The organism is Paraburkholderia silviterrae (assembly GCF_004353915.1).
In the GTDB taxonomy this organism is placed as follows: Bacteria; Pseudomonadota; Gammaproteobacteria; order Burkholderiales; family Burkholderiaceae; genus Paraburkholderia; species Paraburkholderia silviterrae.
The window spans coordinates 170,777-184,576 of sequence record NZ_SMRP01000016.1 but is presented as its reverse complement, the minus strand read 5'-3'; the positions used below and the strand labels follow the sequence as shown (position 1 = coordinate 184,576).

General features: G+C 64.6%; 11 protein-coding genes. 5 read left to right on the top strand and 6 right to left on the bottom strand.

Translation table 11 applies throughout. The annotated features are described in order from the left end of the window. Window positions 1–1,066: 1,066 nt before the first annotated feature. The gene (hutC, locus tag EYW47_RS26825) at window positions 1,067–1,780 is read right to left on the bottom strand and encodes a histidine utilization repressor (RefSeq protein WP_028218755.1); all 714 of its coding nucleotides are present in this window, start codon (window positions 1,778–1,780) and stop codon (window positions 1,067–1,069) included. A 329-nt stretch (window positions 1,781–2,109) separates the two neighbouring features. Between hutC and EYW47_RS26820 the strand changes: the two genes are divergently transcribed. Further along, window positions 2,110–2,730: an alpha/beta fold hydrolase gene (locus EYW47_RS26820; protein ID WP_133197861.1), complete on the top strand. Its 621-nt coding sequence runs from the start codon at window positions 2,110–2,112 to the stop codon at window positions 2,728–2,730. Between the two features lie 61 nt (window positions 2,731–2,791). Here the strand turns inward: EYW47_RS26820 and tetH are convergent, their stop codons facing one another. After that, window positions 2,792–3,583 (bottom strand): thiosulfate dehydrogenase, encoded by a 792-nt coding sequence (tetH, locus tag EYW47_RS26815; protein WP_133197860.1) that lies wholly within the window; start codon window positions 3,581–3,583, stop codon window positions 2,792–2,794. 188 nt (window positions 3,584–3,771) lie between these two features. Then, entirely contained in the window at window positions 3,772–4,434 is a 663-nt protein-coding gene (locus EYW47_RS26810; RefSeq protein ID WP_133197859.1) for a sensor histidine kinase, read from the bottom strand. Here EYW47_RS26810 and EYW47_RS26805 point away from each other — a divergent pair. Beyond that, window positions 4,369–5,202 carry an ABC transporter permease gene (locus EYW47_RS26805; protein ID WP_133197875.1) on the top strand — a complete coding sequence of 278 codons (834 nt, stop codon included), beginning with the start codon at window positions 4,369–4,371 and terminating at the stop codon, window positions 5,200–5,202. The genes EYW47_RS26810 and EYW47_RS26805 overlap by 66 nt on opposite strands. 194 nt (window positions 5,203–5,396) lie before the next feature. On the opposite strand, the gene EYW47_RS26800 is transcribed toward EYW47_RS26805, so the two are convergent. Next, the gene (locus EYW47_RS26800; RefSeq protein WP_133197858.1) at window positions 5,397–6,053 is read right to left on the bottom strand and encodes a peroxiredoxin; all 657 of its coding nucleotides are present in this window, start codon (window positions 6,051–6,053) and stop codon (window positions 5,397–5,399) included. 325 nt (window positions 6,054–6,378) lie between these two features. Here EYW47_RS26800 and EYW47_RS26795 point away from each other — a divergent pair, with 325 nt between their 5' ends. From EYW47_RS26795 to EYW47_RS26785, 3 genes are all read left to right on the top strand, one after another. Then, window positions 6,379–7,785, top strand: coding sequence for a TIGR00366 family protein (locus EYW47_RS26795; RefSeq protein WP_133197857.1), 1,407 nt, complete (start codon window positions 6,379–6,381; stop codon window positions 7,783–7,785). Between the two features lie 109 nt (window positions 7,786–7,894). Continuing rightward, on the top strand, window positions 7,895–8,428 hold the full coding sequence (locus EYW47_RS26790; RefSeq protein WP_133197856.1) for an ankyrin repeat domain-containing protein: 534 nt from the start codon (window positions 7,895–7,897) through the stop codon (window positions 8,426–8,428). Between the two features lie 384 nt (window positions 8,429–8,812). After that, window positions 8,813–9,178: a hypothetical protein gene (locus EYW47_RS26785; RefSeq protein WP_028218761.1), complete on the top strand. Its 366-nt coding sequence runs from the start codon at window positions 8,813–8,815 to the stop codon at window positions 9,176–9,178. A 9-nt stretch (window positions 9,179–9,187) separates the two neighbouring features. Here EYW47_RS26785 and EYW47_RS26780 read toward each other — a convergent pair whose 3' ends face one another. Then, entirely contained in the window at window positions 9,188–10,633 is a 1,446-nt protein-coding gene (locus EYW47_RS26780) for an efflux transporter outer membrane subunit (protein WP_240763934.1), read from the bottom strand. A gap of 4 nt (window positions 10,634–10,637) precedes the next feature. Next, a complete protein-coding gene (locus tag EYW47_RS26775) occupies window positions 10,638–13,799 on the bottom strand; it encodes an efflux RND transporter permease subunit (protein WP_133197855.1) in 3,162 nt (1,053 codons plus the stop codon). Window position 13,800: the final 1 nt, after the last annotated feature.

Sequence of the window (13,800 nt, the reverse complement as noted above, 5' to 3'; positions counted from 1 at the left end):
GCCGCGCGGCGCGCGGATCGTGCGGGACGGGTCGAGGCGGGGATCGGTGAAGTTGGGATGGTTCATGGCGTTCGTTCGTCTCGTGAAAGAAGTTCTTGCGCGGCCCTGCCTGTCTGCCCACACCGGGCGATGGCCTGAAGCGGCGTCGCTGTAACGTGAGAGCTAGTCTACCGCCGCCAAGTTGTATATACAACTCGTTTTGATAAATTGAGTCTAGGGAATTACCCTGGCGGGCTTTTTCTGCGGGAAATAAGGGGAAGCGGTGGGGTCGAACACCAAATGGCGTTCTTGTTGACTAGACAAGAATGTCCATGGCGCGTGGGCGATGCGATTTGGTGTGCCGCACGAGGCACAAGTGAGTGTTTCGGTGGCGTCGCAGGCTTGCGTGCCTGGTGTGCCTTACACGCTTTACGCGTTTCCTTGTTTTGCATAAGGTATGCAGGCGTTGCCCCTGTGCGGGGCGGCACCTACTTTTCTTTGCAGCCGCAAAGAAAAGTAGGCAAAAGAAAGCGGCTCAAACCGCCAGTGTGACGCCGTCCCCCACTGCCCTGTATATCGGAGCGGCTCCGGAGCATCCGTCTCCTCGCACACTCCGCGTTAGTGACAAGGGGCTCATCCTTCCCGCCACGCGCTACGCGCAGGCGGAAGTGTCTGCAAGGGAAACCGGGCGCGCTGCCAAGCGAATTCGCGAAAGTTCCGCCGCCTAATATGTTGGAATCCTACGGATACGCGAGAGTACTTCCGTTTGAATACATTGGAGTCCTGCGAAAATACGTGCATCCCACCGGTTTGAATTATGCCCCACGGCGCGCGCAGCGCCGCCGGATGAATGAGCCCTTAGTCACTCCGCTAAACGCCCCGTGATGGCAGACGCCCCGGAGCCGCTCCGATATACAGGGCAGTGGTCCACTGCGTCACACTGGCGGTTTGAGCGGCTTTCTTTTGCCTACTTTTCTTTGCCGCGGCAAAGAAAAGTAGGTGCCGCCCCGCACAGGGGCAACGCTTGCGGCCCGCCGCGAAAACAAGGAACCGCGCCATCCGCCAGGATAACCACAAAAAAAACCCTTCAAACAGTCCCCGCCAGATGAAAGCGCGAAGCCGGATGCCAGAGCCGCACCGAAGTAGCGACATCCTTGCCAACCCAGGTGCGCCGCAACAACAGCAAACAAGGCTCGCCAATTTCCATAGCGAGATGCTGGCGCACATGCGCATCGGGCTTTTGCGCGTAGATGCGGAACTCCGCGCGCTGAATGGGCGCGAGGCGCACCATATAGTGATTCGGCGTTTCGACCGTGAAATCCTGCGCGAGATACTCGGGAAACACCTCGGGATTCACGTAGCGATCCTCGTACTGGATCGGCTCGCCCTCCTCGTTGTGCACGATGCGCGAATGAAACACCGGCCCCGTGTCGAGTTCGAGCGCGGCCACGGCGTTCGGGTCGTCGCTGGCTTCCAGCGCGAGCACGCGCGCCGTATGGCGATGCCCGCGCGCGGCGATTTCGTCGGCGATATTGCGGATCTGCAGGACCGTCGATTCGTACTGGCGCGGTGCGACATAGGTGCCCGAGCCGCGCACGCGGTTCAGCACGCCTTCGGCCATGAGCTCGCGCAGCGCGCGCGACACGGTCATGCGCGCGACGCCGAACTCCTTGACCATCTCCGTTTCGGAAGGCACGACGTCGCCGGGCTTCAGTGCGCCGCTTTCGATCTGTGCAAGGACGTGACGCTTGATCTGTTCGTATGCGGGCAGTGGCGTGCCGCGAGCCGGCTTGTTTTGCATGGTCGTCATCTGGAAATAGGCGGGCAAACTGCCCGGCTTGCGGCCTCGTACGAGCCCTACTCTCTGGTATGGCCGGTGAAGTACGGCGGGCCAGGTACGGCCGCCAGGTGCGGCAAGGTTAGGCTAGACAACCTGGCCGGGCCGGCCACATTGTACCGTCCACAATGCGCTCTGCTGAAAGTCTTGCCCGAAGCACCACACACGGCCCGGCGCGAGGCGGGTCCCATGCTAAGATCGACGGCTCCCAATCAACGAAACAGCGCGCGCAGTGGCGCATGAACCGGCGCATCGCAGGGGTCGCGAGACACGCACGCTGCAGGCCATTCAACTTGAACGCTCCCACCCAACTCCTGTTTCTGCCTGGCGCCTCGGGTAATCCCGCATTCTGGCAACCGCTCGCGGACCAGCTCGAGCATCCGGCCGAGCGTCGCTTTCTCGCCTACCCGGGTTTCGGCGCCGAGCCCAAGGACCCCGAAGTCGAGAATTTCGAAGATCTCGTGCGCAAGGTCGTGCAGCAGATCGACAAGCCGACCGCGCTGATCGCCCAGTCGATGGGCGGCGTGCTGGCCTTGCGCGCCGCGCTGGCCAAGCCTGCCCTCGTCACGCATCTCGTGCTGGCCGTCACCTCCGGCGGCCTCGACACGCAGGCGCTCGGTGCGCGCGACTGGCGCGAGGAATTCGTTGCACAAAATCCGCAATTGCCGGACTGGTTCGTGACGCTGCGCGAGGACCTCACCGGCGAGCTCGCGTATGTCCAGCAGCCCGTCATGCTGCTGTGGGGTGACGCCGACCCGATCAGCCCGCTCAGCGTTGGCGAAAAGCTGCTCGAATTGCTGCCGAACTCGGAGCTCGATGTGGTGAGCAACGGCGGCCACGATCTCGCATGCGCGCATGCACGCGTGCTGGCTCCGCTCGTCGACGAGTTCCTGCAAGCGGGCGTTGCCGCGTAGTCTTCGCACGGCGGCAACGCCCGAGCACGCGCTCAATGTGCTCAAAGTGCTCAGCGCGCGCTCAATGCGCGTAGTGAAAGCCCGCTTGCTGAAGCTCGAGCACGGTTGCCACGATGCCGGGCGTCACGATCGCTTGCGGAATGACATGGTTGGTCAGATCGGCTGCCAGCGCATCGACGGCGAGCTTGTCGGGGTTGCTGCCCGCTGCGTGCAGTGTCTCCGCCAGCTCCCAGATGGCGTTGTGGCAAGTCATGAACACCACGCCTCGTGCGAGCAATGCGGGGATGCTGTTGTCCTGCGTCGAGTAAGCGCCCGCGACGTTCCGATGATCGCCCACGCCGATGGACTGAGCCGGCAGCTTCCGCAGCTGCGTATTCGACGTGAGCTTGTTGCCGGGGAGTTGTCCCAGTGCATACTTGTTCCAGGCCGCCTGATCCAGCAACGCTAGATGAGCCGACCCATGCGTAGCCGCGACGAGCAGCGTGTCGGGATGCCTGAACGACCAGATCTCCGTGTTCAGCGCGTTGCGCATGGCGTCGGGCCACTGGCCGGCGAGATCCGTGTTGACCCAGACTTGCCTCGGCTGGCCTTGATAGCCGAACACTTCGGCAAGGGCCTCGTAGTCCCACTGCTCGCGATCGTCGAGAATCATCGGGACGGATTTGAAATCGCGCCGCCGCGGTGCCGCCGCCAGCCGCCTCGTCAGCTCGGCGAGCCGCGTCGCACCTTGCGGCAGCAATGACGCTGTCTCGGCTGCAATGGCCCGCGACTGGCCTGCCGCATTCAGAAATACTGTGCCGGCAGCGATGCCGATCGTCTTCAACGCACCGCGACGCTTATAGAGCCCATTCATGCGAACACCTCCCGTCTCATTCGGAAAGGACAGCGGCCGCTTCTTCCACGAGTCGACGGCCGCGACAGATTAACCAGTAGTACGAATTTAATGCGGAGGCTGCTCCGCATTAAATTCGCAAGGTCATTCTGGAACGCAACGCGCTTCCGCGTGGTGACTTCGATCAAGGCGGACGTGGCCGCCGCGCTCTACGCTTCATGAACCGGCTCAGGGCGAATCGCGTGCAACTGCGCGAGCACCACGCGCGCACGCACGCCGCGTCCGTTCGCGCCCGCATCGAGGCTGACTTCGCCGCCGTGCGAATGCACGATCTCGCGCACGATCGCAAGGCCGAGACCCGTGCCCTCCGTGTCCGACGCAGCCCTGAAGAACGGCTCGAACACGCGTGCGCGCGCTTCGGCGGGAATACCCGGCCCGTCGTCGAGCACCTCGAGCGTCACTGCCTGCTCGCTGGCGCGCACGCTGAGCGTCACGCGTCCGCCCGCCTGCGTATAGCGCAACGCGTTGTCCACGAGATTGGTCACCATCGCGCGCAGCAGCTCGCGGTGCCCCGACACGAGCGCGGCGCCATGCAGTTCCGCGCCCAGGTCGATGCCGCGCGCCTCGCCCAGCATCACGAGCCCCTCGACGGCCTCGCGCGCGAGCTGCGCCATATCCACGGGCACGCCTGGCCGCTGCGCGGTGTCGAACGCCTCCGCCTGGGCGAGCAGCAGCAGCTTGTTGGTGAGCGCCACCATCGAACGATTGCTCTCGCGCATCGCCGCGAAAGCCTCCGCCAGCGCCGGATCCAGCGTCTTCTGCGAGCACGCGTACTGCAACTGCGTGCCCAGCAGCGCATCCGGCGCCGCCATGCACTCGTGATCGGCCTGCGCGTTCTCGTGCTCGTCGTCGTGCTCGGCGGCTGGGAGCTGGCCGCGCGCCTCAAATGGATCGATCCATTCTTCTTCTCGATGCCCTCGGCGATCTTCGAGCAGATCGTCGACTGGTTCGTGAACGGCACGTCGCAAGGCCCGCTGCTCACGCAGGTCTGGGTCACGCTCGAGGAAACGGGGCTCGGCTTCATCATCGGCTCGGTGGCCGGCGTGTTCTGCGGCATCGTGCTGGGCCGCAACAAGCTGCTCTCGGATGTGTTCAGCCTCTACATCAAGATCGCCAACTCGATCCCGCGCGTGGTGCTGGGCTCCGTGTTCGTGATCGCGCTGGGGCTAGGCATGGCCTCGAAGGTCGCGCTCGCCGTGGTGATGGTGTTCTTCGTGGTGTTCGCCAATGCGTTCCAGGGCGTGCGCGAAGCCGACCGCTACATGATCGCCAATGCACAGATCCTCGGCGCGTCACGCCGCCAGGTGACGACTGCGGTGGTGATTCCCTCGGCGCTCAGCTGGATTCTCGCGAGCCTGCACGTGAGCTTCGGCTTCGCGCTGGTGGGCGCCGTGGTGGGCGAATTCCTCGGCTCGAAGCAAGGCATCGGCCTCTTGATCTCGACTGCGCAGGGCGCCTTCAACGCGAGCGGCGTGTTCGCGGCCATGATCGTGCTCGCGGTGGTCGCGCTGATTGCCGACTACCTGCTCACCGCCGTCGAGCATCGCCTGCTCAAGTGGCGGCCCACGTCCACGAACTGATTTTCACTTTCCCCTGTCGACCGGCGTTCGCGTGTCGACCAGCGCGAGCGCTGCTGGTCCCGTGCAAAGCTGTCCGGGCGCGAGAGGCTGATATCCTCCGGCCTTCTCTTACGCGGCGCACGCCTGTGCGCCGCGTTTTTTTTGGGGGCGACCGGCCCGCGATGGACCCGTCGCACCCCGACGCTCCCGCTGTGCTACTTCGGCTGCGCAACCGTGCGCAGATACGGCTTGAGCGTCTTGAAGCCCTGCGGATACTTTTGCTTCGCAGCGTCGTCCGATACCGAAGTCGGGATGATCACGTCGTCGCCGGGTTCCCAGTTCACGGGCGTGGCCACCGTATGCTTCGCCGTCAACTGCAGCGAGTCGAGCAGGCGCAGCACTTCGTCGAAGTTACGGCCCGAGCTCATCGGATAGACGAGCATGGCCTTCACCTTCTTGTCCGGCCCGACGATGAACACCGAGCGCACCGTGGCGTTGTCGACCGCCGTGCGTGGGCTGCCGCCGCTCGCGTTCGGGTGAATCATGTCGTAGAGCTTGGCGACGGTCAGGTCCGCGTCCCCGATCAGCGGATAGTTGACCGCGCTGCCCTGCGTTTCCTCGATGTCCTTGACCCACTTTTGATGGTCGCTCACCGGGTCCACGCTCAGGCCGATGATGCGCGTATTGCGCTTGTCGAACTCGGGCTTGAGCCGGGCCATGTAGCCGAGTTCCGTCGTGCAGACGGGCGTGAAATCCTTCGGATGAGAGAACAGAATGGCCCAATGATCGCCGATCCATTCGTGAAAATGGATCGGACCTTCGGTGGTTTCAGCCGTGAAATCGGGTGCATCCTCTCCTAGACGAATCGTCATCTCCAGCCTCCATGTGTGTGGTTGCACTGCAGAGTCCTGCTGTTGCGTCGTACGCGGCGCACAAAATTACTGCACGCTGTTGCATTTTAGGAGTCCAGCGGCGACGGTTACGATTTGTTTTTCATGCCGAATGCTTTCAAATTGCATTCAACACGCTGTCATTTGATGTGAAAAATACTGCATAAGCACGATATTGCAGCTTGACATTCACGTTGCATAAAGCGACCATTGGCCGGTTCGATTAACGAAATTGTGTTCTTATTGCGAACACAAGATAACAAGAACGAGCCAGCCAGCAGACACACGTTGCGAGAGCAATAACAGCATGAAAAGAGACAGCCATCAGGACAACCGCGCCAACACACCGGCGCGCGCTTCCAGCGGACGCGGCGTCGTTGCCGCCCTCGTCTACGTTTTTGAGCGGGTCATGCCGGACCCGTTCGTCCTCTCGATCTGCCTCACCGCCTTCGTCGCGGTGCTCGCGCTCGCGATCGCCCCGCAAGGCCATATTCCGACGCTGCTGAGTGCCTGGTACGAGGGCACCTTCGGCATCCTCGGCTTCGCGTTGCAGATGATCCTGATTCTCGCGACCGGCTACGCCATCGCCGAAGCGCCCATCGTGCAGCGCGGCCTGCGCGCGCTCGCCGCCCGGGCCCAGACGCCCGCGCGCGCCGCGCTGCTGGTGTTCCCGGTCGTGGCTATCGCCGCGTGGCTGAACTGGGGCTTGGGCCTGATCGTCGGCGCCCTGCTCTCGCGCGAGATCGCCCGGCGCGTGAAAGTCGATTTCGCGTGGCTCGTGGCCGGCAGCTACTCGGCGTGGTCGATCTGCAATAGCGGCCTCTCCAGCTCGATCGCCCTTTCCCAGGCTTCGCACGGCAATGCGCTCAATCTGGTCGAAAAAGCCACCGGTCAGGTCGTGCCGCTCTCGCAGACCGTGTTCGCGCCGTTCGTGTTCGTGCCCACGGTGCTCGTGGTGGTCGTCATGACGTTCATCTTCATCCGCATGCACCCGAAGGCCGAGGATGTCGTGCCCTTCAACCAGCCCGCCGAAAGCGAAGACGCCGCCCCCAGCGACGACCCTCACGCGCGCGCGAGCAGCGACACGCCCACCTTCGCCACGCGGCTCGAGCAGTCGATGCTCGGCACGCTGCTGCTGCTCGTGCTCGGCGTGGGCTATCTGGCGATGGACTGGCGCGCCAAGGGCTTCGATCTCGACATCAACACCACGATCCTGATCTTCCTGCTGATCGGGCTCGCGCTGCAGCGCACGCCCATCGCCTATGCGAACGCGATCCGCCGCGCCGCGCGCCAGACGGGCTCGATGCTGCTGCAATACCCCGTGTACGGCGGCATCATGGGCATCATGAAGGGCACCGGCCTCGCCTCGATGATCGCCAAGGCTTTCGTCACGATCGCCACGGCGGCCTCGCTGCCGATCTGGAGCTACCTGAGCTCGCTCATCATCACGCTGCTGGTGCCGAGCGCGGGCGGGCACTGGGCCGTGCAAGGACCGTTCGTGCTGCCCGCCGCGCTGAGCCTGCACGCTTCGGTGCCGCGCACCGCGATGGGCGTCGCGATGGCGGAGAACGTCTCGAACATGCTGCAGCCGTTCTGGGCGGTGCCGATCGTCGCGATCGCGGGCATCCGCATCCAGCGCGTGATGGGCTATACCGCGGTGACGTTCGCGGTCTCGCTGGTCATCTACGCCGTCGCGCTCTGGCTCGTGCCCTGATTGAGTCCGGCGGCAACGCAGCCATCGCCGAGCGCCGCCTGCGCGAATCGGCGACAATGGCAGACAACCTCGCCGGGCGCACCGCCTGGCCCTTGCGAAGGAGTCTGCCGTGAGCGCAAACGTACCGCCGGACGCAGATGCCGATCCGCGTGTCCTCGAATTCGCGCGCGAGGTCTTCGATACGGCCCGCCGCGGCGAGGCCGCGACGCTAGCGTCGCTCATCGACCAGGGCCTGCCGCCCAATCTGCGCAATGAGAAAGGCGACAGCCTCGTGATGCTGGCGAGCTACCACGGCCACGCCAATGCGGTCCGCGCCCTGATCCAGCGCGGCGCCGACCCCGACCTGCGCAACGACAACGGCCAGACGCCGCTCGCGGGCGCCGCGTTCAAGGGTTATGCCGACGTGGTCGGCACCTTGCTCGATAACGGCGCCGATGTGGAAGGCGCATCGCCCGACGGCCGCACCGCGCTCATGATCGCGGCGATGTTCAACCACCTGGAGATCGTCGAGCAATTGCTGGCGCGCGGGGCCAGCCCGAATGCCCGCGATGGCGCCGGCAACACGGCGTTCGACGTCGCGAACGGCATGGGCGCCACCGACTGCGCCGCGCGTCTTGCACGCGCGAGCGGCAAGACGATCTAGGTCCAGGGCCGGGCGATTAGCGGGGCGGGCCCTGACGCACACAGGCGCGATCGCGCGCCGGCCTTATAGGCATCACCCGGCAACGCCGGCAACACCCCGCAACACCGGCTGCACTCGCGCGCACAAGAATACATGCGCCGTGAATGACGCTGCCCGCACGCTTCATTCGCTATCCGCAGCACCTCAGCCGGCGCCCGTTGCCGCCCTGGTATCAGTCCTGGTTTGCATACCACCCGCCGCCAGGCGACGCTATTCCCGTAGCCCGCGGATGCGGCACGTGTATTGCTCCGGCGAGCTTGTACAAGCCGTGATATCGTCTAAATACCGGAGTCGTAGCGCGCATGTGCCCGTCAATCGAACTCTGTCACCTTCGCGAGCGTCGCCATGAGTGATGTACGCCACCATCTGAGTCCGCGCGACCGCGTGGAACTGCTCTGCTGGCTCACCTGCGGGAGCCTCGGAGCGTACTACCTCAACGAAACGTGGCCCAATGCGGCTTTTCACGTGCAGGCGGCGCACAAGTGGCTCGATCGCCACGCGCGCGAAGCCGACTGGCTCGCCATCGCGCGGCTCACCGCCATCGCCCAGGAAATCGCCAAGCAGCACGCATGGTTCGTCGACGCCACATGGGCACGCGACGCCGTCGAGGAAATCCTCGACACCGACGACCTCAACTATCAGGCCAAGCTCGTCATGCAGGTACTCAAGGACTGCGAGCTTGCGCTCGCAGACCGTAGTTCCCCCGACTGATTGACCGCGTCAAGACTGCGGCGCGGGCTGGGCGGCCGAGTTCGCGCCCGCTGGCGCTTGCGGCGTCCAGCCGTAGCCGAGCGCCTTGTACAGGCTCACGATCTCCGAGAGCCGCTGATCCTGCAATTGCGATTGCTGAATCTGCGCCGCGAACAGGCTGCGCTCGGCGTCGAGCACCTCCAGATAACTCGTGTAGCCGCCCTCGTAGAGATCGCGCGCAAGGGACGTGTACTGCGTCAGCGCCTCCACCTGGCGCGAGGTGGCGCCGAGCTGATCGTTCGTGCGCGCGGCGCCAACGAGCGCGTTCTCCACATCCGCGAATGCCTGCTGAATCGTCTGCTCGTAGCTCAGCAGCGCCTCCTGGTGCGCGGCCTCGGCCGAATGCACGGAGCCCGCGATCGCGCCGCCTTCGAAGATCGGCTGCGAGATCGCACCCGCGAACGACCACACGCGCGCCGGCCCGGTCCAAAGCCCCGAAAGCGCCGTGCTGGCCGCGCCGAACATGCCGGTAAGCGAGATCTCCGGGAAATACTGCGCACGGGCCGCGCCGATCTGGGCATTCGCCGCAATGAGCGTTTGCTCGGCCTGCTGAATGTCGGGCCGCCGCTCCAGCAACGACGAGGGCAAGCCCGCCGGAATCGCGGGCACGGAGAGCTGCGAGATCGACTTGCCGCGCGCAATCGGCCCCGGGTTCTGGCCGAGCAGCAAGGAAATCGCGTCCTCCTGCTGCGCGATCTGCTGCTGGATCGAATAGACCGACGCCTGTGCGGATTCGTTTTCGGAGCGCGCCTGGCTCAGCTGCAGCTGCGACACCACCCCGCCCGCGAAACGCTCTTCGAACAGCTTGACGGTGTCGTCGCGGCTCTTGAGCGTCTCCTGCGCAATCGTCAGTTGATTGTCGAAGTCGCGCAGTTGCAGATAGCTCGTCGCCACGTTGGCGATCAGCGCGATCCGGGTGGCCTGCTGCGCCGACTGGGTGCCGAGATAATCGGCGCGCGCGGCTTCCGTCAAACGCCGCAGGCGTCCGAACAGGTCGAGCTCCCACGACGCCACGCCCTGGAGCTGCACCTGGTTGCCGACCAGCGGCGGAAAACCGGGTGCGGGCACGCCGCGGGAGCGCGAGGCGCCGAAATTCACGCCGACCTGCGGGAACAGGCCCGAGCGCGCGACGACATAGCGCCCGTAATACTCTTCGACACGCGCCGCGGCAATGCCGAGATCCTTGTTCTGCGCGAGCGCCTTCGTGACCAGATCGTCGAGCACGGGATCGTTGAACTGCTTCCACCAGTCGAGCGAGGTATCGACCACCTCCGCATCGGACGCCGCGAAGCGGTAAGTGGACGGCGTTTGCACCGTGGGCCGGTGATAGTCGGGGCCGACCGCGCAGGCCGCGAGCCAGACCGTGCTCGCGGCAAGCACGATGGGTTTCAATGCGCGCTTCATTTTCGGACTCATGGCTTCAACCCTCCTGTGCGGGAGGCGCCGCCGGCGGCGGCAATTCCGGTTCGACCCTGGGCTTCTTGCGCGACGAGAGCGTTTCGAGGCCCCAGAAGAACATCGGAATGAAGAACAGCGCGATGAGCGTGGCGCCGAGCATGCCGAAGATCACGCCCGTGCCGAGCGAGCGGCGGCTCGCCGCCGACGCCCCGCTCGCGATGGCGAGCGGCACGCAGCCAAGAATGAAGGCGAGCGAGGTCATGATGATCGGCCGCAGACGCAGCTTCGCGGCGTGCAGCGCCGCATCGAACGGCGACATGCCTTCCTTCTCGCGCATTTCCACGGCGAACTCGAAGATCAGAATGGCGTTCTTCGCCGCGAGCGCGATCAGCACGGTCAAGCCGATCTGGAAGTACACATCGTCTTCCATCCCGCGTATCAGAATGCCCACGAGCGCCCCGAACACCGCGAACGGCACCGCCAGCAGCACGCCGATCGGCAGCGACCATTTTTCGTACTGCGCTGCCAGGATCAGGAACACCATCAGCAGTGCGAAGCCAAACACCAGGCCCGCAGTCGAGCCGGCCGTCTTTTCTTCGTACGCCTGGCCGCTCCACGCATAGCTATAGCCGTCGCCCAGCACCTCCTTCGCGATCTCCTCCATCGCCGCGATCGCTTCACCCGAGCTGTGGCCGGGCGCGGCGTCGCCGGTGATCTTGGCGGCCGGGAAGTTGTTGAAGCGGTTGACGATGTCCGCGCCGTTCACGAACTTGTAGGTCGTGACCGCCTTGATGGGCACCATGTCGCCGGAGCGGTTACGCACGTAGAGCTGCTGGATATCGTCCGGACGCGTGCGGTATTGCGGCTCGGCCTGCACGATCACCTGGAACAGGCGGCTACCCTTCGGGAACTGGCTCACGTACGAGGAACCGAACATCGTCTGCAGTGCCGAGTAGACGTCCTGCACCGCGACGCCCTGCGATTCAGCGCGTTCGCGGTCCACTTCCACGAGCAGCTGTCGCGAGTTCGTGTCGATGGTCGAATTGACGCCGCGCAGCGCCGGGTTCTGCCGCGCCTTCGCGATGATCTCGCGCACCTTCTGTTCGAGCTGCTGGTAACTGCCGTCGCCGGTGCTCTGCGCCCAGAACTCGAAGCCGCCCGTGGTCCCGAGGCCCGGGATGGACGGCGGATTCAGCGGGATCACCACGCCGTCCTTGAACCCCGCGAACGCCTTGTTGGCGGCCGTGATGAGGTCCGCGGCCGTGCCGTCCTTGCCGCGATCGCCGAAGTCCTTGAGCGTCACGAACAGCGTGCCGGCGTTGGCCTTGTACTGCGAGTCGATCAGGCTGTAGCCGATCGGCGCGGCCACGGCCTTCACGGCGGGCTGCTTGCTGAACCAGTCTTCGGCGCGCTTCGAAAGATCCCCGGTACGGTCGAGGCTCGCGGCATCGGGCAAGATGACGGCGCCCAGCAGATAGCCCTGGTCCTCGACCGGCACGAACGAAGTCGGGATTTTCTTGAAGAGCACGCCGGTGGCGAGGCACATCACGACAATCAGCATCACCGAAAGCATGACGCGGCGGATCACCGATTGCACCGCCGTGCCGTAGCCGTTGGTGAGCCGCTCGAAGCGCTCGTTGAACCACGTGAAGAAGCGGTTCTTCCTGTGCTCGCCCGGCTTGAGCAGGATGGCCGCGAGCGCGGGCGAGAGCGTGAGCGCGCAGATGCCCGAGAGCACCACCGAGACCGCGATGGTCACGGCGAACTGCTTGTAGAGCTGCCCGGTGATGCCCGAGAGGAACGCCACCGGAATGAACACGGCGAGCAGCACGAGCACGATGGCCACCACCGGCCCGCTCACTTCGTCCATGGCGCGCTTGGCCGCCTCCTTGGGCGGCAGCTTGAACTCGGTCATGTTGCGCTCGACGTTCTCGATCACGACGATCGCGTCGTCCACGACGATACCGATCGCCAGCACCATGCCGAACAACGTGAGCATGTTCACCGAGAAGCCGAACGCCATCATGCCGATGAATGCGCCGATGATCGACACCGGCACCGCGAGAATCGGCACCAGGGTGGCGCGGAAGCTCTGCAGGAACAGGAACACCACCAGAATCACGAGGATCACCGCGTCGCGCAGCGTCTTTACCACCTCGATGATCGACTCGTGCACGAACTCGGTCGTGTCGAGCGCAATTTCATATTTGAGCCCGGGCGGGAAGCTCTTTTTCAGCTCGTCGAGGGTCGCGCGCACCTGCTTGGACACCTGCAGCGCGTTAGCGCCCGGCTGCTGATAGACCGCGATCAGCGTGGCCGTCTTGCCGTTGTAGCGGCCGCGCATCGAGTAGTCCTTGGCACCGAGCTCGGTATGGCCGATGTCCTTGATGCGCACGATCGCGGCGTCGCCCGACTTCGCGCGCAGGATGATGTTGTCGAAGTCGGCGGGCTCGGTCAGGCGCCCCTTGGTCGCCACCGGGAACGTTTGCAGCACGGGCCCGCTGGTTGGCGACTGGCCAAGGCGGCCGGCAGAAAACTGCTGGTTCTGCGCGCTGATCGCGTTCTGCACGTCGGCCACGGTGATGCCGAGCTTGGCCATGCGGTCCGGCTTGACCCACACGCGCATCGCATAGTCGGCCGAGCCGAGGATCGCCGACTGGTTCGCGCCGGGCAGGCGCTTGATCGCGTCGAGCACGTAGACGTTCGCGTAGTTCGCCACGTACTGCTGGTCGAACGTGTTGTCCGGCGAATAGATGGCAATCACCATCATGAACGCCGACGAACGCTTCTGCACCGAGACGCCCTGCGCGGTGACCGCGTCGGGCAGCGTGGGCAGCGCGAGGTTCACGCGGTTCTGCACGTCCACCTGGGCGAGCGACGGGTCGGTGCCGATGTTGAAGTACGCGGTGAGCGTCATGTTGCCCGTCGAAGAGCTCGACGAACTCATGTACATCATGTTGTCGGCGCCGTTCACCTGCTGCTCGATCGGCGCGGCGACGTTCTGCGCGACGATGTCGGCGCTCGCGCCGGGATAGGTCGCGCTCACCGTGATCTGAGGCGGCGCGATGTCGGGGAACTGCGCGATCGGCAGGTTGAACATGGCCACGAAGCCGGCCACGACGATGATGATCGACAAGACCGACGCGAAGATCGGCCGGTCGATAAAGAAGTGAGAGAACTTCATC

What these genes read in the sequence shown, in the direction of transcription:
- EYW47_RS26795 (WP_133197857.1), top strand. Translation starts at nt 6,379, where the DNA reads ATGAAAAGAGACAGCCATCAGGACAACCGCGCCAACACACCGGCGCGC.
- EYW47_RS26810 (WP_133197859.1), bottom strand. Translation starts at nt 4,434, where the DNA reads ATGGCGGCGCCGGATGCGCTGCTGGGCACGCAGTTGCAGTACGCGTGC.
- tetH (WP_133197860.1), bottom strand. Translation starts at nt 3,583, where the DNA reads ATGAATGGGCTCTATAAGCGTCGCGGTGCGTTGAAGACGATCGGCATC.
- EYW47_RS26800 (WP_133197858.1), bottom strand. Translation starts at nt 6,053, where the DNA reads ATGACGATTCGTCTAGGAGAGGATGCACCCGATTTCACGGCTGAAACC.
- EYW47_RS26775 (WP_133197855.1), bottom strand. Translation starts at nt 13,799, where the DNA reads ATGAAGTTCTCTCACTTCTTTATCGACCGGCCGATCTTCGCGTCGGTC.
- hutC (WP_028218755.1), bottom strand. Translation starts at nt 1,780, where the DNA reads ATGCAAAACAAGCCGGCTCGCGGCACGCCACTGCCCGCATACGAACAG.
- EYW47_RS26785 (WP_028218761.1), top strand. Translation starts at nt 8,813, where the DNA reads ATGAGTGATGTACGCCACCATCTGAGTCCGCGCGACCGCGTGGAACTG.
- EYW47_RS26780 (WP_240763934.1), bottom strand. Translation starts at nt 10,633, where the DNA reads ATGAGTCCGAAAATGAAGCGCGCATTGAAACCCATCGTGCTTGCCGCG.